Origin of the sequence: Pedobacter sp. ok626 (assembly GCF_900100435.1) — a bacterium.
Lineage (GTDB): Bacteria > Bacteroidota > Bacteroidia > Sphingobacteriales > Sphingobacteriaceae > Pedobacter.
In genome coordinates this window covers 289173-308740 of record NZ_FNEX01000003.1, presented here as the reverse complement: position 1 = coordinate 308740, position 19568 = coordinate 289173, and the positions used below count along the sequence as shown (strand labels likewise).

Genomic DNA, 19568 nt, shown 5'->3' with positions numbered 1-19568 from the left:
TTTTATTTACTAAACTGATTCAATACATCAACTACCCTGAGTATATCTTCGGGGGTATGGGCATAAGAGCAAGGCAGGCTTAGTGTTGTCCGGTGGATTTCTGTTGAAACCGGGAAATTTAAATGCTGCATTTGCCGCATTGCTTTCTGCTGATGCGGTGCAACCGGGTAATGGATCTCAGTCCCTATGTTGTGGTCCATCAGATAACTTCTGATCTGGTCTCTCTCCGGATGCCTGATGTTAAATATATGATAAACATTGTCGAAACCTTCCTTAACAACCGGCATAATAAAATCGCTCTTCAAACCTTTTAGATAAATCTCTGCGAGTCTGTTTTTATGGTTGTTGATTGCCTCCAGATAGGGTAACTTAATTCTCAGGAAGGCGGCTTGGATTTCATCAAGCCTGGAGTTGTACCCAACGATACTGTTGTGGTATTTTTTTTCTGAGCCGTAATTTCTTAACTGCCTGATTTTATCATAATCTGCTTTAGATTTACATATTACGGCACCAGCGTCACCTAAAGCACCCAGATTTTTAGTAGGATAAAAACTGAAGGCACCGAAATCACCGAAAGTGCCTGCGAGTCTGTTTTTGTATCTGGCACCATGAGCTTGTGCACAGTCTTCAACTATTTTTAGGTTGTATTGGTTGGCAATGGAAATGACTGGATCCATTTCACAACACTGTCCATACAGATGGACAACCATTATGGCGACTGTTTTTTTTGTTATTGCTGCAGCGATCTGATCCGGATCAATGTTATACGTTTCCAGATTGGGTTCAACCAATACGGGCACTAAGTTGCAATGTAATATCGCGAGAATACTGGCGATATAAGTATTAGAGGGGACAATAACCTCATCACCCCGGTTAAAATCTAAACATTTTAAGGATAAAATCAGCGCATCTAATCCATTTGCAACGCCGACGACATATTTTTCATTGTGAAAATTTCCAAATTCCTGCTCAAAGGATGATACTTCTTCTCCAAGTACATACCAGCCTTTTTCCAGGAAATCTGAGAATTTATCTTTTAATGAATTTTCAAAACGCTTGTTGAGTGTTTTTAAATTCTCGTAGGGGATGATAGGGTTCATATATGTAGTCGCTGGGGTCGAATTCTGTTGAGGCAAGTACAAGCAGAATGGCATCTCTGCTGAAATCATGCATGACATGCCAGTCTTCAGGATTTAATATTAAGCACTTTTCGGGACTATCCAAGACAAAAGTTTCGATTTGTTTATTGTCATCGTTCGTGATGCTGCAACTACCTTGAATGCAGATGGCTGCCTGGTGCGTATCATGGTGGCGGTGTCCTCCTCTGTCAGAATCATCCACAGCGTAAATGTAAAATAAACGTTTGATCTCAAAATCAACAACGCTGTCTAAAACGGTTAAAATTCCTCTCGTATCTTTAAAAGTTCTGAGATTGATTATATGTGCCATGTGATTATACTAAAGAGCATTAAAAGTTCGGTATCAATGAGGTCAAAAAGTTTTGCACTCTTTTCGATGTTTAATTTTCTGGCGAATAGCATGTCAGATGCCTTGATCTGTTCAAAATCATGCTCGTCTAATAATTTGGGGCTTGCACCGCCAAGCGACCAGTCAATATATCGGTAGTTATTGTTGATGATCCTATCTCTGTACGGGGAGTTCATTAAAATGGTTTGAAACACAAACTCATCGCTCGCCCAACAATAGTAGAAAAAGTTTGTGAGTTTCCGATCCGATTCAACTTTATCGACTACATACAGTGCTATTTCAGGACTCAGCATCCAGAACATGGATTTGCCATAAGGGTGCATATTGTAGGGCACGGTCCGTTTTGGCATCAAGACGTTGATCAGTCTTTCCAGGGTATGCCTTCCTTTAAAGGTATGGTTAGCCAGAAAATATCTTTCCATTCTGATCAGTCCTTCTTTCCAGTCATTTTTAATGTCCCTGTAACTCATAAATTCCTTTCCTTTATTTTTTTCAAAGAAATCCATGAGACGTGCCGGAGATGTTAAAGGATAGTCCTGTCCGCTTAAAAAATTAATGAAATCGTATTGGATACCTGTTGCCACGATTTCTTTAATGCATCTGAAAGTTGCTTTAACCGTATTGTACCCCGCCCATTTGACATCTGTTCTGTCATTAATGAAATAAACGTTTGGCAGATCTTTTAAGAATAAGTGGGGGTTAATGTCAAATTTTTTGTCAACATGAATGTAGAAATCAAAATGATCATGCGCCATATTTCTTATCATCCTTTCTGTCTGATGAGGATTGGTATAGGTTAAAATTAGATGGGCAACTCGCATAAATCCGGTGTAATAAAGCGTTATCATTATGGCAATACAAATGAAAGCCAGTTAGTAAATACGAAGAATAAAATTTTTGATTATCTCTACCTACCAAAAATAGAAAATTTAATCATTAAGAATGACGAAGTTGATTTTTTTATAGGTAATAAATTAGTTATATAACATCTTTGTAATCTAATTAGTGCTGTCACAGCAACTCATATCTGATCAGATTAATATTTAAAATGTCATTCAGGAATTAAAAAATTAGTTCATTTTGGGTAAAAGAATTACTTTTATAGGAATGAGTAGCACATCAATAATCTCTGTAAATTTTAATCAACCCCAGGTAACAATGGACTTCCTCCGATCTTTGAAAGCAAATACCGTGGATGAAGATGTTGAAGTCATATTGGTAGATAACGGGAGCAGAGAAGATCATGGATTATCCTTTAAATCGGTTTATCCAGAGCTGATTTATATCAGATCAGAGGTCAACCTTGGCTTTGCTGGCGGAAATAATCTGGGTGTCAAAGCAGCCAAGGGCGATTACCTTTTGTTTCTAAACAATGATACAGAGATTGTTGAAAATATGGTTGAAGTGATGAAAGAGGAATTTAAGCTTCATCCTGAAATAGGCATACTTTCACCGCTAATCTTATATTTTGATCAGCCAGAAACAATACAATATGCGGGTTTTACACCCATGAATTACCTTACTTGCAGAAACAAGGGCATTGGTAATATGGAAAAGGACAAAGGGCAATACAACTTGGATAGCAGGGAAACTGGCTATTGTCATGGTGCAGCAATGATGTGCCGTAAAAAAGATCTTGAATCCGTTGGTCTTATGGCCGAGCATTTCTTTTTATACTACGAAGAACTCGATTGGTGTGAAAAATTTAAAAAGGCAGGTAAACTAATCTGGTTTACTGGGAAAACAAGAATATACCATAAAGAATCTATAAGTGTGGGAAAAGAAAGCAGTATAAAAACCTATTTCATGACAAGAAATAGAATGCTCTTCATTCGAAGGAATACCAATATAATAAACACTTTTTTCTTTAGTATCTATTATATACTATTTGCTTGCACTAAGCAAATTCTGGCATATTTTATAAAGGGCCGTTCAGATTTGGTGAAATGGGTTTTTAAAGGAATAATTTGGAATTTTACGAATTCGAAAAATAGTGATAAACTAGGCTTTAAAATATAATAAATGATTATAACTTTTTGGATTTGCTTGTTTTTAGTAATTTATACCTTTATCGGTTACGGTTTTATATTGTTTTTACTAGTAAAACTTAAACGTTTTTTTGTCAAACCTTTTAAATATGAGGCTGCTGTTGAACTTCCTTCGGTTACGATACTGATAGCAGCTTATAATGAAGAAGATTTGATCATTGAAAAGGTGAACAACACATTGGCGCTAAACTATCCTCAGAATAAGCTCCAGATCATTTTTATTACAGATGGCTCTACAGATCAGACCGCTGAAAGGATAAGGAGTTTTACCGATATTACCTTATTACATCAGGAAGGGCGTAGCGGAAAAATGGCAGCAATTAAGAGAGCTATTCCTTTTATAAATGGTAACATCACTGTTTTTACGGATGCTAATACCTTTTTAAATAAGGATGCAATTATGGAATTGGTAAAGCATTATCAAAATCCAAAGGTTGGGGCGGTGGCAGGAGAAAAAAGAATTTTCGTAGCCGAAATGGCAGATGCAAGTTCGGCAGGAGAAGGATTTTACTGGAAGTATGAGTCCTTTCTTAAAAAGCTGGATTATGAATTGTATTCGAATGTAGGTGCGGCAGGAGAGTTGTTCAGTATACGGACAGCACTTTATCAACCCGTTGAATCCGACACAATTATAGACGACCATATGATTGCTATGCGAATCGCAGAAAAGGGATATGTGATTGCTTATGAACCTAATGCTTATGCAATGGAAACAGCATCAGCTAATACCAAAGAAGAGTTAAAAAGAAAGATAAGGATCGCAGCAGGTGGCATTCAATCTATTTTAAGGCTAAAAAAAGCAGCTAACCCTTTCTACTATCCGGTTCTTACTTTTCAGTATATCAGTCACCGTGTTTTAAGGTGGACCATTACACCCATTTTACTTATATTGGTTTTTATATTAAATTTATTTATCGTATTAAATGGCGGTTCTATATTCTATCAGTTAATCTTTATCGGACAAGTCCTCTTTTATTTACTTAGCCTTGCAGGCTTATTTTTTGAAAGCAAAAATATACGTATCAAAGCCTTTTTTATTCCTTACTATTTCTGTGTGATGAATTATGCAGTAATGGCTGGGATAACCAGGTATTTTAGAAAGCAACAAAGTGCGGCTTGGGAAAAATCAAAACGGAAATAGATTAGAACTTCATTCCGAAGAGCTGACCTACTCGACAAGCATTACCAATTGCAGTTGCAGCAAGATAATCCACTATAGCTCTATATTTGTTATGATATTTTTTATATACATAGACATCTCTTCTCCATGCTTTATAATTTGAATTGTTAACCTGATCTACAATGGTCGAAATATTTTGGCCATGTGCAATTGTTGTATGCCATATTCCACTAGGAATATACATAACTTCTCCGGCCTTTAGTATGGCGCGGATGGGGGTTGCTTCCCTAAATCTAGGGTATTTTTCGTAATCTGGGTTCATAATATTTATTGGCGATCGAGATTCTAATAAACCACCTTTTTTAGGATACAGCAAAGGCTCCTGATCCCTTGGGAATACAATCACCTCTTTTTCTCCATACAGTTGAATTAGCCAGGCATGCACATCATAAGCATCTTTGTGCATTTCATAACTATTTCCAATACCTCCAATATGTAAATCCATTGCATTGCCAAGCTTATTTTTTAGAATCTTGCTTGTCAGCCAATTGGGTTTAATCATATTAAGGTGCAGCGGACTCATATGTTCCAATAACTCTGGTAATTGTGATAGTATATTGAACTTAATAGGATATGGTGCAGGTTGCTCTTTGGTACTTGCAGCAGTTAAATCTAATAATTCACTAATTGTGTATTTTTTATTTGAAAATGAGGCACTACGATCTCCGAACTTTTCTTTAAAAAAAGCTGGTGTGAACATCAGGTTATCCTTCCACACTTTTGTGGCATTTTCAAGAATTACAGGGACACCTTTACTTTGATATTTTTCAATAAATTCTTTGTAAGAAATATCACTTCTTTTTTCTATCGCTACCATTTTTATAGGTTAAGTTGTTTCTGCAAATTCTTTAAAATGCCAATAATTGACATTGCTATTGTCATTCATCGCCAAACTCATTATATATTCATTATCAATTATATGGCTACTGATATCGAATACACTATTTTTTCTTTTTGTGTAATTAGAAAGAGAATCTAAGTCACAAAGATCATCAGCTAATCCTTCACCAGAAGCCTTTAATATAGCCTCCTTTCTGGTCCATAACGTATAAAAATTAAGTAGCCTATTGTCATAATTATGGATAAAAGTTTGCTCATTTTGATTAAAACAATTTGGTAATATTAATTCATAATCAAAATTTTTGTTAATAAATTCTACATCGGCTCCAATCATTTGAGGTCCGATAGCTATAACAATAAGATTACCACTATGACTTACATTAAATTCGATTCCTTCAATAGCAGGTTTCTTATTGGCAATTGTATTGAATTTCAATGAAGCGGGGGAGATGCCCGTGAAATACGATAAGATGATGCGTAATAAGTATTTTCCTATAGCATATCGTTCACCATCTAGTTTTTTGATGAAACGCTTTGATTTTTTAAGCTCTTGAATACTTAACACCGACTTGCTATCCTCCTGTATTAGATGACTAAAGGAGGATAATGAGGCTTTGAACACATGAGTCTTATCGGCCATTAAATTTAATTCATCATTAAAAAGCTTCCATTCAATTTCATTATGTAATAATGGATTAATCATTAAATTATCTTTAGCTATTGAGGGCCTTTTGTAAGATCATTGCAAATTCCTTATCCATAGGAGGCAATAAAAATGTTTTATGATCACCAGGAACTTCATAAATATCTATACCTTTTTTAGCATATTCACTCCATCCTAAATAAACCATATCATCTAAGTAGTACAATCTCTTTTTTGCTCTGAATAGTGTGATTTTAACATCAAAAGGAGTCAATTTATAGTTATTGTGTGCCCGATCATATTGCTTATAGATCGCCTTCTCATAATCTGTAAAAATACTTTCTTCTATAGTTGCGTCGGGGATAAAAATTTTTCTTATTTTAAATTTAATGAGTTTTTGTTGATAGGAAAAGGATTCCTTGGGAAATTCAATAAACGACTTAATAAGAACAGGAATTTTAAAGAATTGACGTTTTACTTTTCTTAAAATTCTATTATAAGTAGAGTCCTCATGCACCTGATTTCCTGCATAAGTATCCATTACTCCTAATAGCTTAATTATTTTTCCCATCTCACTTAATTGCTTCGCGATTTCAAAAGCAATAAAACCTCCTAATGAATAACCCGCAATAAGGTATGGCCCATTAGGATTAACTTTCAAGATCTCTGAGACATAATGGGCTGCAATTTCGGTAAGATCATTTGGAATTTCCATTTCATGGTTTAGTCCCAATGCCTGGATTCCGTATACCGGTTGATCCTCATCAAGATATTCACCTATAGTTTTAAAGAGAAGAACATTTAATCCCCCTCCATGAATTAAAAAAATAGGATCTTTTGTACCCTTAGTTCTGATTGGAACTAAAGCTTGCCATTTTTCAGAAGCGTTTGTTTGTATTTTTTTTGCAAGTGATTCAATGGTTGAATTTTCAAATAAAGTAGCTAGAGGAAGGCGCTTGCCTGTTTCCTTCTCTATTGCAGCCATTACTTTTACCGCGAGTAAAGAGTGGCCCCCTAACTCAAAAAAATCATCTTTGATATGAATATTTTCTAAGCCAAGGGTTGACGCCCAAATATCAAGTATAATCTTTTCGTGCTCATTTAGTTTTTCATCTACCTGATCATATTGCGTCAATCTGGACTGAGGTTGGGGTAAAGCATTCTTATCAATCTTATGGTTTGGTGTTAATGGGAATGCTTTGAGCGCAACAAAATCTCCTGGTATCATATAATCAGGAAGATTTTTTCTTAAAGAATCCTTTATGTGCTCGGTCATGGATTTTGAAAGAAAAACTTCATTAGTAGAAAGCGGTGTTCTGGCAAAATCACTTGGCTTAAGCTCCCTTAACAGCTCTAATGATGGAGGCTCAGGTAAAGCCATTGGTAAATTATCTGGTATAAATACTATGTCAAAATTTCCATCAGTACCATCAGTACTCCACCTCACATGGCTATGATAGCCATATTGCTGGCCTAGTCTCCAAAATAAGTCGGGATTAACCCCAGTCTTACCCGGTTCTTGAAGTTCCTTTTTAATTTCTAAAAGTGTTGAATGGTCATCCGCAGATGACATCCAATTAACTAAAGCATAGTCCTTTATTGTTCTCTCGTTGAAAATATCCCTTACTTCTATGATTTGCCCTTGATGAGTTTGTAACTGCTGTTCTAATAAATCTATCGACTTCAATTCTTCCCAAAGTAGCCTGTGGTCTGGTTTAGTCGTAGTGTGCTCAGAATTTACATAGATCCAAACATCATAATGGTACTTCGTTGTTTCATTTTGAGATTGACCTTTCCTCAATTGTACATCAACACCTGTAATGTTAGGTAATAGTTTTGGTAACAGGTAAAAAAATCCAGGATCGGCAACAAATTCATCTTCAATTCTCACCCGATTATTTACCACCTCCTTAAATTCAGATAAAGTCGTCTCATTTTTCGCATGAGACAAATGATCCATCGCATGATACATGGTTAAAGAGTTTTTTCCCTGCATATCACCAATAAATAGGCATCCACCAGCACTTAAGCGTTTAACAGACTCTTCAATAACCTTTAAAAAATAAGCAGTATCAGGAAAATACTGTGCCACGCTATGGATTAATATGAGGTCAAAAGAAGCACCTATAAGCTTACTAAAATCATCAGCCGCATTTGCGTTTGCTGCGACATGTTTCCATTTCTCTGGTGCTGCGGCAAGTTTCTGCTTAAGTTCCTCAATCGCAGTCTCCGCATAGTCGGTTGCCATATAGGATTCACAATTAGGGGCTAGTTCAAATAGTAATTGCCCACCACCACTACCTATTTCCAGGATATGTTTTGCATTTAGTGCTTTAATTCTATCTGCCGATACCTGAAGCCATTCTGCGGCTTGTTTAACAAGATCTTCACTATTTTCCCATTGCTCAAGTAGTATACCATCAATTTTTTTATCAGAAGGGGCAGAGTTTTCAGCAGATTTAGCAGCCATATCATATATGGTATCCCAACGGTCTTTCCATGAAGGGGTATTATTTGTAGATTCATGGTTAACCAAAATAACATAAGCAACAAGGCGCTTATGATCAAGATTATCCTCTTTCGCAATGACTACCGCTTGCTTTATTTCTTTCTGTTCAGCTAATAGTGTCTCTATTTCCCCTAATTCAATTCTATGTCCACGTATTTTAATCTGCTGATCTATTCTTCCCTGGTAAAGAATTTCCCCATTTTCAAGAAACTTACCTAAATCCCCTGTTTTATATAACTTTCCATCCGGGTTATGGCCAAAAGTATCAGTGATAAAACGCTCCTTTGTAAGTTCTATACGGTTTAAATATCCTGCAGCAACCCCTTCTCCGCCGATGAATATTTCACCGGTAATTCCAGGAGCCAATAAATTATTCTCTTCGTTGAGGATATAAATTTGTGTGTTTTGTATTGGATGACCGATTGTTAATACCAGGTTTTCTTTTTGAATTTTTTTTATGGTCGACCAAATAGTAGTTTCAGTAGGGCCATACATATTCCACAGTTCTGCTGATTTGTCTACGAGAATTTCGGCCAATTCTTTCGGTAATGCTTCACCACCACATAATACTTTCAATAATGGACTTTTAGTCCAACCAGAATCAATCATCATTCTCCAGGTAGACGGGGTAGCCTGCATAAATGTGATATTTTCCGACTTGATTAAATCTAGCAATAACCTTCCATCTCTCGCTGTTTCAGTATCACAAATGAATAGTTCTGCCCCCGAAATTAGTGGTAAATACAATTCTAGTCCAGCAATGTCAAATGATATGGTTGTAATTGCAAGCAATCGATCATCTTGGGTAATTCCAGGTTCAGACTGCATACTGATGAGAAAATTCATCAGATTGTGGTGTTTGATTTGGACTCCTTTTGGTTTTCCTGTTGAGCCGGATGTATATAAGATATAGGCAAGATCTTCTCCTGTGACCTGTACCGTCCGAAGTTTTTTTGGACAATGTTTTACCTCATTATGCAGGTCTTCAATGACAAGTTCAGACGCTATAGATTTGAATTTTCCTGCATATGCTCTTGAAACCATTAAAAACTTGGCATTTGAATCTGAAAGCATAAATTCAATCCTATCCTGAGGGTATTCTGGATCAAGCGGTACATACACAGCTCCCGACTTTAGAATTCCTAGCAAACAGATTAGCATATCTATAGACCGGTCTGATGCCAAGGCAATGATATCGCCAACTTTTATTCCTTTGTCTATTAAATAATTTGCCAATTGATTAGACTGTTCGATGAGATCGATATAATTTAATGACTCATTTTTATAAACCACTGCAGTTTTTTGCGGTGATTCAAGCTCATATTTATCTATGAGACTCATAAACGGCTCATCTTTTGGATAATCTGAATAGGTGTTATTCCATATTGCCAATTGTTCTTTCCATATCCCCGTATTGCCTAAAGCGATTTCTTTAATTATGACATCTGGATCTTTAACAATCATTTGTAACAGCAGTTCAAATTCCCTTGCCATGCGAGCAATAGTTTCCGGCTTAAATAGCTGTGTATTATACGACCATTCAAATGTAAATGCTGTTTTCGAACCGGTAGCATTCAAAAATATTTCAAATGTTTCGTAAGCTCTGGGATTGGAAATTAGCTGATAATTTAAATGATCAAAGTCGACCAGGTTATCCATTCCCATGTCAATATTAAATACAACAGGTACTAAAGGAATTCTGGAATGATCTCGTTTTAGATTTAACTGCTTAACGAGTTGTCCATAAGTGAATTGTTGATGTTCGTAAGCGTCAAAAAAAGCAGATTTTCTATTTTTTAGATAGGTCTTAAATGTACTGTTTGTATCAATTATACTTCTAAGTGGAAGGAGATTTACGCAATGGCCAACAAGTCCAAAGTCGCCAGTTGCCGATTGCCCGGCTGCCGGAAGCCCAACTACGATATCGTCTTGATTAGTTTGAAGATAAAGAAATACTTCAAATGCACTAAGTAATGTATTTACCAGACTACATCCGGCCCTTGCGCCCATTTCTTTCAGTTGAGAAATTAGGGCTAAGGGTAAATTAGAATCTATGCGGTGCGCATTGTATGTACGTAAAGCTGGTCTCGGAAAATCAGTAGGTAAATCCAATATGGGTACCTCATTCTTATACATATTCAACCAGTAATCCTGAGTTAACTGATAGGCGGGGCTAAATTTAAAAGCAGCCATTTCCTTAGCATATTTGCTGATTTGAGGAGCTGGAGGTAATGATAAGTTTTCATCACGGACTTTTGCGTTATACAGCTTACTTAGGTCTTCAAGAATTACACCTGTAGACCAGCCATCACCAATGATATGGTGCTTAACAATGGTGAAGAAATAATGTGTTTCATTTAATTTATGCAGGTAAGATTTGAATAGGGGACCTTCCTGCAAATCAAATACATATTGCATTTGATCAGCAATAAAAGTATCAAGAATTGATTTTTGATCTACCTGAGTTGAAATATCTTCAACCGATATTTCAAAGGGTATATTCTTATATATGATAAGCGTTTCTCCATTCGCACTAATCGTAGCACGTAAGGCTTCATGTCTTTGAACGACCTTTTTAATAGCTTCTAAAAAATGTTCAGGGTAAAACATCCCATTAAAATCAATAGAAACTGATTCATTGTAAGCTAGATTTGATGCATCGCCACCAATAATGCAGGATAGCCATATTTCCTTTTGTGGCTCATTAGTAAAAACGATTTTATCTATTTCTTTTTCCTCTTCAAAGGGGTTAAAGTTTATAGGAGTCAAAGTATAATTAGACATGAGCTATTAATTTACTTGAAAGAAGTTTCCCGGATTTTTTTCATCTTGTATAAACCAGGCTGGATTACCTTCTTTATCTTTTCCCAATCTGGCATTTGGTAAAGGTGGGGAATCGAAATTTATTTCTTCAAAATATTCTGGAATAAATTCTACTGCTTTTAATTCTGTTAAACTTTCTTCAAAAGCAGTAATAATTTGATCAATATCAGATTGTGTATGTGCGGTTGTGAGAAAACAAGAAAAACCTTCAAGGATATGAATTCCTTTATATCGCATTAAGGTGAAAAATAACTCAGTGTAAGGGTATTCCTCTTTAAATTTTAAACGCCATAAAGAACCAAACTGTGCGATATACATAGGAACTTTCAATCTTTTACAAATTGCATTCAGTGTATCCGCAATGTACTTTGTTTTCTCATTTAGATCTGCTTGTAATTTAGGTCCTTGCTCTTTCATGAAATTTAACGAGGCTTTTGTCGTAGCAAGTGCAAGTGGATGGCGTACAAATGTACCAGCAAAATAGGTAACACCAATTTCAGGGATAGAATCATCTCCATATTGCCAAAAACCTCCGTCCAAAGCATCCATAAATTTACGTTTTCCAGCAATTATACCTATTGAGATTCCTGCTCCAGCAACTTTTCCATAGGTTCCAAGATCTGCCTTTATGCCAAACATAGCTTGAGTTCCTCCAGGATGAAAACGGAAACCTGAAATAACTTCATCAAAAATTAAAGCTGTCCCAGAGTTTTCTGTAACCACGCGTAATTCTTTAAGAAACTCGATTGGCTGAAATTCTGGTCTACGACTTTGAACAGGTTCTACAAGTACAGCTGCCAATTCATGTGCACGTTCTTTAATAATTTTTAAAGATTCCTCAGTTCCATAGTCTAGAATCAGCATATTTTGTACAGCCTCAGGCATAATTCCGGGAGCAGCCGGAAAGGATTTTAGCTTTTTGCTACCCCGTACAATAACTTCATCTACAATACCATGGTAAGATCCTGCAAAGGCTACGATTAAAGAACGCCCTGTAACGGTCCGTGCAATCCGCATAGCACCCAACACCGCTTCCGAACCAGTGTTGCATAACGCAGCACGATCAAAATCAGTGAATTCACAGATCAATTTACTGACCTCACCAGCCAACTCATGTTGAGGGCCAATCTCATAGCCTTTTTCTATCTGATCAATTAAAGCATTTTTTATAACTTCATGTTGGTAACCTAACATGTTGGAACCAAATCCATTAAGCGCATCTATGTATTCATTTCCGTCTAAATCCCAAATTTTACTTCCTTTGGATTTTTTAATCACAATAGAATAAACTAGTTCCTTTGTCGCTGGTTTAAAACCTGATACAACCCTAGGATCGGCCATATGTGCTCTATTCTCCTGGGTGTAGTTTTTACTACCCTTTGTTTTCTCGGTATATTTTTTCGTGAGTTCTTCCAAATATTGCTGCTGTTCTGGGCTTAAGGTCGCAGATTGCTTCTCTATACGCGGACTTGCACCAAATGGCTTCTTAATTTCAATAAGCTCTTCAGGAGTTAAATCCGATGTTCCATTACGCTGTCCATTGATGGCTGCGGAATTAAGTGGGACTTGGACCTGAACTTGTGTAGATACTGGTTGGCCATTTTGTAATAAAGATACCTGCTTAGCCAGCAGTTGTAATTGTTGCCCAATCAGGTCTAGTGCAGTATGATTTGTCTCAGCATTATGATTGTTATTGATCAACTGATTCAAATCCGGAAACTGATTATTTGTGGATTGAATCAGTTGTTCTTGAAACAATTCTGCAGGCAACTGTTTATCCAAATATCCTGCAAGTGCATCTAAATTACTGTATTCTTCGTTTAGTTGTCTAAATGTGATGGCTGTATTAAAATTTTTCTTTAATGCTATGGCGATCTGTGTAAGCAAGAGTGAATCGAGGCCCATTTCTATAAAACTTACATGATTTGAAACACCTTGCATTTCAATACCTGAGGTATTTTCCAGGATATTTTTTATTTGATTGATTAATGATTCTTTTCTCATTACTATACTCGGCTGCTGCACTTCCGGCGAAGGAATTAATGTTTTAGATGTTCTGTGGTTTAAAAATACGGGTTCCGTTGGAGGCGAAACCCAGTATACTGATTTGTTAAACGAATAATTAGGCAAATAATTAACCTTATGTCTTTTCTCTTCTTTATAAAATAACGTCCAGTCAAAATCAAATCCATTAAGCCACAGCTGTCCAACTGATTTTATAATAGTATGATAAGCCGACTCATTGTTTTTTGGCAGCTCCAAAGTTGTTAAAACTAAGCTATTTTTACCTAGGGATTGCTGACGAATAAATGTAGAAGTAGCGTTACCCGGTCCAATTTCCAAGAAGGCCTTCTCCTGATTTTCTTCCAATAATCGTTTAGCTGCACTATCAAAAAGAACTGTTGATCTTAAATGACTTGCCCAATATTCCGGATCTTTAGATTGCTCGTCTGTTAATCTATCACCTGTAACAGTAGAGTAAATCGGTATAGAAGGAGCATTTAATTTTATTTCATTAAAATATGATCTGAATGGAACAATTGCATCATCCATCATGTGCGAATGGAAGGCATGACTAGTGTGTAAGAGTCTATTTGGAATTTCTTTTTCATCCAATAACTTACTAAAACTAGCGATCGCATCAGTACTCCCAGCCAATACAGTTAATTCTGGTGCATTAACAGCAGCCACTGATATAGCTGAAGACAAATAGGGCTGAAGCACCTCAACACTGGCTCTTGCAGAAAGCATGCTCCCCAAAGGCAATTCACTCATCAATCGGCCGCGGGTAGCAATAACCTTTAATGCATCTTCTAAATTTAAAATACCTGAAAAATGTGCGGCTACAAATTCTCCGATACTATGGCCTATAAATGCCGATGGATAAACTCCCCAGCTCATCCAAAGCTTTGTAAGCGCATAACCTATCATAAAAAGTGCAGGTTGACTATACTTTGTATTTTTTAGATGCTCCTCGGCCGCTTTATTCAGTTCCCGAGGATAAATAATGCTAAGTAAGTCCTCATTGAGCTGTTTTTTCAACAATTCATTACATTGATCCATTGCATCTTTAAAAACCTGCTCATGATCGTATAAAGCTTTTCCCATATCAGGAAATTGTGAACCCTGACCGGGAAACATAAATACAACTTCACGAATGTTCCTTGTTTGACCCGATGGCGAAATTGGTTTATGTAATTGTTGTGTTAACTCATCCTTATCGGCAGCAACTACAAAATTTCTGAAATTGAATCTTTGCCTGTATTTATTTAAAGTATAGGCAATATCGGGTAGTTGTTCATCCGGAAAATCAGCAATAGCATTGGATAAATTAGTCGCAAATCGATTTAGACTAGTTTCATTTTTCGCCGACCAGGTATAGAGTTGTACCGGTCTGGAGGATGTACTTTCAGCAGTCTTATTCTCATACTCCTCTAAAATCACATGGACATTTGTACCTCCTACACCAAAAGAACTTAATCCAGCTATTCTTTTATCGGTAACCGTCCAGTTCTTTAGTGACGTATTTACAACGAAAGGACTATTAGTAAAGTCTATATTGGGATTAGGTGTTTTATAGTTAATTGAAGCTGGTATTTGCTGATGAAATAGCGATAAAGCAGTTTTAATTAAGCCTGTTACACCAGCGGCACAGGTGAGGTGTCCAAAATTACTCTTAACAGATCCTATAGCACAATATTGCTGTTTATTTTGCTTGCCAAATGCAATATTCAGCCCCTCAATTTCTATCGGGTCACCTAATGGCGTTGCCGTTCCATGTGTTTCAATATAGCTGATGTCAGCAGGATCAACACCTGCATCTTCAATTGCCATAGCAATTGCTGCTGCTTGCCCTTCAGCACTAGGAGCCGTAAAGCTGCCCTTATTGCCGCCATCATTACTTAAGCCAATACCTTTTATAACTGCAAAAATAAAGTCTCCATCCTTTATCGCATCTTCCTTACGTTTTAATAGCACAACTCCTGCACCGTCGCTAAATACAGTTCCCTGGGCATCCTGATCAAAAGGTCTGCAGTGCCCGTCATTACTTAACATTGCACCTTCTTCATAAAGATGACCTATATTTACGGGAGCATTTATTGTAGCGCCTCCAGCTAATGCCATATCACATTGACCACTTCTTATACTCTGGACAGCTTGGGCCACCGCCACTAATGATGTTGAACAAGCTGATTGTACGTTTACCGCAGGCCCTTTTAAGTTCAAGGCATAAGCGGTTCTAGTGGCCACATAATCCTTATCATTTAATGTAACAACTTGAAATCTGCCTACGTTTTCAATCATTTCAACATTTGGCAGTACATTATAGGCATAATAAGTATTGTGTCTAACACCAGCAAAAACGCCAATGGTGTGATCATGTTGGTCATTTGCATAACCGGTCTTTTCCAGAGCATCCCATGCGATTTCCAAAAATACCCTTTGCTGAGGGTCCATCAGTTCTGCAAGTTTTGGCGTGATCCCAAAAAATCCGGCATCAAAAGCTCCTGCATTATCAACAATGCCTCTTGCTTTCACATAGTCTGGATTGTTTCTTAATGCAGATGATATACTATTATCTAGCTCCTCATCACTAAAAAATTTGGTAGTTTCTTTTCCTTCTTTTAAAATATCCCACAACTCCTCAACTGAATTAGCTCCAGGGAAACGGCCCGACATCCCGATAATTGCAACGTCATCGTTTATATTTTGGACAGATTTTCTTTTCTTAATGGTTCTGCTCATTTGTCGTCCATCAAGAAATGCCGCCAGATCTTTAATTTTAGGGAATTGATAAAGTTTTGTAACAGGCAAGGAGAGTTGATGTCGAGTTTTTAAATGCGAAACCATTTTTTGAGCTAGTAAGGAGTTTCCTCCCAATTCAAAAAAGTTGTCTTCAATACCTACTCTTTTTACGTCCAGAATCTCTTTCCACAATTCGGAAATCTTAAATTCAGTCTGATAATTAGGTGCGTGGTACTCGTTTGTCAATAATGTAGAAGCATCAGGGTCTGGAAGGGCCTTCTTATCAACTTTTCCATTTAAAGTAAATGGGAGTTCCTTAAGTTCCATTAATAATTGGGGAACCATATAGTTGGGCAGTTTATCTTCAAGATAGGCCATTATAGCCTTTTTGTCGTATTGATCTTTACAAACAACATATCCTATTAGTCTTTTGTCAAGCGTTGGATGCTCTTTGGCTAGTACTACGGCTTGTTTTACCCCCGGTGCTTTTTGTAATATGCTTTCAATTTCACCCAATTCAATCCTATAGCCTCTTATCTTTACCTGGTCATCAATCCTTCCAAGATATTCAATATTGCCATCACTCAGTTTACGAGCCAAATCCCCAGTCCGGTACAACCGTGCGCCTTTATCATTAAATGGGTCTTGGATAAAACGTTCGTCTGTAAGGTCAGCTCTATTTAAATAACCTCTGGCCAGGCCCGAGCCACCAATATAAATCTCTCCTGTAATTCCTGTTTCAACTTCTGTAAGATGCTCATTAAGCAAATAGACAGTAGCATCCGTAAATGGCTTTCCAATTGGAATAGTATGCTGGTACTGGGCTTTCCTGTCTACAATATGAAGCAATTTGCCAATAGTGGTTTCAGTGGGGCCGTAGTGGTTAACAATAGTGCAAGCGTTTGATATATTACTCAGGACTGACTGAATAATCGTTTTGTGTAGTGCCTCTCCACCGAAAATCAATAGTTTTTCTGGCAATAGATCTTTTCCTTCAAATGATAGTGACTTCCAATGAGATGGGACTATTTTTAAGCAATCTATAGCATGCGTTTTAAAATACTGGTGTATATATTCAATATCATTAAACGATTGCTTAGTGAATAAATGAAGCGTTGCACCTGATGTGATAGAGCTATACAAGACGGTATTCCCCAGATCAGTGGCAAGTGTAGCCCCAATGGCATAGTTCCGACAATTTGCAATTGGAAGATGGAGAAACAAGCCCTTGATGTAATCCGTTAGACATCCGTGTTCAATTAAAACACCTTTAGGTGTACCGGTCGAACCAGAAGTGTAAATCACATATGCAAGGTTAGTCCCGCTAACATTTACATCGGGAAAACTAATTGGGCTGTTTTTCAATTCATCCCAATTGTTATCAGCTAATATTACCCTTTTACTTGCTGCGGCTGATAAAAATTCAATAGAATTTTTATCAGCTATAACCACTTCGGCAGAAGTATCATTTATCATAAACCTTATCCGGTCCGCAGGAAAGTCGGGATCTACAGGGACATAAGCAGCTCCCGATTTAAGGATGCCTAAAATTCCGACTACCATATCCAAAGGATTGTGTAGACTAATAGGAACAAGTGTTTCTTTCTTTACACCTAAGGATTTTAAGTGATTTGCAAGTTTATTGGATAAACAATCTAATTGTTGGTAATCAAGCTGGGAGTCATCGAAGACAACGGCTATGTTATCGGGCGTTTTTTTTACTTGTTTAGAGAATAAATCGACAATAGTATCTTTACAATACATAAGGAGTAGGTGAGCGTTTTGTCCAAATTTACAATTATTTTATATTTAGTATGAAAATTTAAAAAATATCATGCTTAAAGATATAAATATTATGCGAATTAAGGTAGCTTCTAATGCATATTGATAGGAACGGTGGCTGTTAATTGATGTATACTTTTAGGTTTGTGCTATTGTGTTAAACAAAAGAGCCAATCCGTAATTGGATTGGCTCTTTTAAATATCTTGGTAAGCTTATTTCTTCTCTGGAGGAGTATTTACTATTTCTCCAAATTCGTTTACCCAGGCCATCATGCTTTCTAGATCTCCACCAGTAGAGTTCTGTTGACGCTCCTGTTTACGTTGTTCTTTATCTTCTTTTTTCTTTTGTCTGTTCTTTTCTAGTTGCTTCTTCATGAAGGTAGCCTGAGATTTAGCCATAAATTCAATGTATTAGTTAAAAAAATAACTGTTCTCTGCTCTTACCTGTGTAGACTGCAACATGATTCAAGATCATTGTGGGGCCTGGATATAATTTAATTCTCGGCGGCAACGGATCAGCAACCTGGAGAAATTGAAACCCAATCAAAGGATTAATTGGCAAGTAATATTAAGAGAATAGTGTAATAAATATCCCGTTTTATGCAAATATAAGGTTTTTTATGTTAAAAAACGACTCTTATTTTGATAGCGTAATCGTATATGTTGCTGCTATTGCAACTTTCATGGGGGTGGTGGTGATTTTTTTTGCTTTAACAATCACATTATAATTAGGAGAATTGATAAGGAACGGCTTTAGCTCCTCGGGAAGGATACTAGGGGTTAAGGATAGGTTACTAGTTTTTGAAGTTTGAGGAATAATTACGTTAGCTATATTCCCTGTATTTCCTCCAGCAGAAATTCCAAACTTTAGGGTTTCCAGATTACCGAAATTGTTGTTGGGATCAATGCCAAGAGAATCTTTAGTAGGGTTTAGAATTATAGGTGCTAATATCAGATTCAAACTTGTGATTTTAGTCGTTTTGATATTTTCAATAGTAAAATTATTCGCACTTTTTTTGACCTGTTCTTCCAGATTTAAAGTCGATTTTATTTCTGTTATAGCCGGAGAAGAGGTGAGGTCAGTCAGTACGGGTATCTCAAAAGAAACGGTGTCTTTAATAAAGATGTCCTCTTGTATATCCTCTGTTATTTTACTACAAGAAGTATATACAATGACAAACGAAAGTAGGACGATATATATGATTTTACTTTTCATGATTGTTGCAAGGTAGTCATGTTTATTTTAAACAAAAAATTCAAATCATATTCAACGCTGAAAGGCTTTAAATTTGTATGTTTGAATAGGGGGCAGAAGGGGGTTAAAAAGCTGCTGACTTATATTATATTTGGCGTTTTTGGTCCTTAGAATTATATTTGGTTATATTATTTAACTAATTGTTTTTCAGATTACATAATCATTTCTTCTTAACTTTTAATTTACTTTTAGGTTTTGTTTTGGGTTGATCACCATCCGAATTGCAGAATATAGTTTTGTTGTTGTTTTATTCG

At 36.6% G+C, this 19568-nt stretch carries 11 protein-coding genes; 2 read left to right on the top strand and 9 right to left on the bottom strand.

What is annotated here, in order from left to right; translation table 11 throughout:
• Positions 1-2: 2 nt before the first annotated feature.
• The 3 genes from BLS35_RS05620 to BLS35_RS05610 are packed head-to-tail and all read right to left on the bottom strand — an operon-like array spanning position 3 to position 2336.
• Positions 3-1100 carry a DegT/DnrJ/EryC1/StrS family aminotransferase gene (locus BLS35_RS05620; protein WP_090778653.1) on the bottom strand — a complete coding sequence of 366 codons (1098 nt, stop codon included), beginning with the start codon at positions 1098-1100 and terminating at the stop codon, positions 3-5.
• Positions 1048-1449: a sugar 3,4-ketoisomerase gene (locus BLS35_RS05615; protein WP_090778651.1), complete on the bottom strand. Its 402-nt coding sequence runs from the start codon at positions 1447-1449 to the stop codon at positions 1048-1050. The genes BLS35_RS05620 and BLS35_RS05615 overlap by 53 nt, the downstream gene beginning before the upstream one ends.
• Positions 1437-2336: a beta-1,6-N-acetylglucosaminyltransferase gene (locus BLS35_RS05610; protein WP_090778650.1), complete on the bottom strand. Its 900-nt coding sequence runs from the start codon at positions 2334-2336 to the stop codon at positions 1437-1439. The genes BLS35_RS05615 and BLS35_RS05610 overlap by 13 nt, the downstream gene beginning before the upstream one ends.
• 259 nt (positions 2337-2595) lie before the next feature.
• On the opposite strand from BLS35_RS05610, the gene BLS35_RS05605 reads away from it, so the two are divergent.
• Together BLS35_RS05605 and BLS35_RS05600 are read left to right on the top strand one after the other, a co-directional pair.
• Entirely contained in the window at positions 2596-3507 is a 912-nt protein-coding gene (locus tag BLS35_RS05605) for a glycosyltransferase family 2 protein (protein WP_090778648.1), read from the top strand.
• Positions 3508-3510: 3 nt separating this feature from the next.
• Complete coding sequence (locus BLS35_RS05600) at positions 3511-4677, top strand: glycosyltransferase family 2 protein (RefSeq protein ID WP_090778646.1); 1167 nt, start codon at positions 3511-3513, stop codon at positions 4675-4677.
• 1 nt (position 4678) lies between these two features.
• Here BLS35_RS05600 and BLS35_RS05595 read toward each other — a convergent pair whose 3' ends face one another.
• The 6 genes from BLS35_RS05595 to BLS35_RS05570 all read right to left on the bottom strand — a co-directional run bounded on the left by BLS35_RS05595 (position 4679) and on the right by BLS35_RS05570 (position 19275).
• Positions 4679-5533, bottom strand: coding sequence for a cupin-like domain-containing protein (locus tag BLS35_RS05595; protein ID WP_090778644.1), 855 nt, complete (start codon positions 5531-5533; stop codon positions 4679-4681).
• A gap of 9 nt (positions 5534-5542) precedes the next feature.
• Entirely contained in the window at positions 5543-6259 is a 717-nt protein-coding gene (locus tag BLS35_RS05590; protein WP_090778642.1) for a 4'-phosphopantetheinyl transferase family protein, read from the bottom strand.
• 10 nt (positions 6260-6269) lie between these two features.
• The gene (locus BLS35_RS05585; RefSeq protein ID WP_090778639.1) at positions 6270-11492 is read right to left on the bottom strand and encodes a non-ribosomal peptide synthetase; all 5223 of its coding nucleotides are present in this window, start codon (positions 11490-11492) and stop codon (positions 6270-6272) included.
• 6 nt (positions 11493-11498) lie between these two features.
• The gene (locus BLS35_RS05580; RefSeq protein ID WP_090778637.1) at positions 11499-18041 is read right to left on the bottom strand and encodes a type I polyketide synthase; all 6543 of its coding nucleotides are present in this window, start codon (positions 18039-18041) and stop codon (positions 11499-11501) included.
• 231 nt (positions 18042-18272) lie between these two features.
• A complete protein-coding gene (locus BLS35_RS05575) occupies positions 18273-18434 on the bottom strand; it encodes a hypothetical protein (RefSeq protein ID WP_225874691.1) in 162 nt (53 codons plus the stop codon).
• 262 nt (positions 18435-18696) lie between these two features.
• On the bottom strand, positions 18697-19275 hold the full coding sequence (locus BLS35_RS05570; protein ID WP_090778633.1) for a hypothetical protein: 579 nt from the start codon (positions 19273-19275) through the stop codon (positions 18697-18699).
• Positions 19276-19568 lie beyond the last annotated feature (293 nt).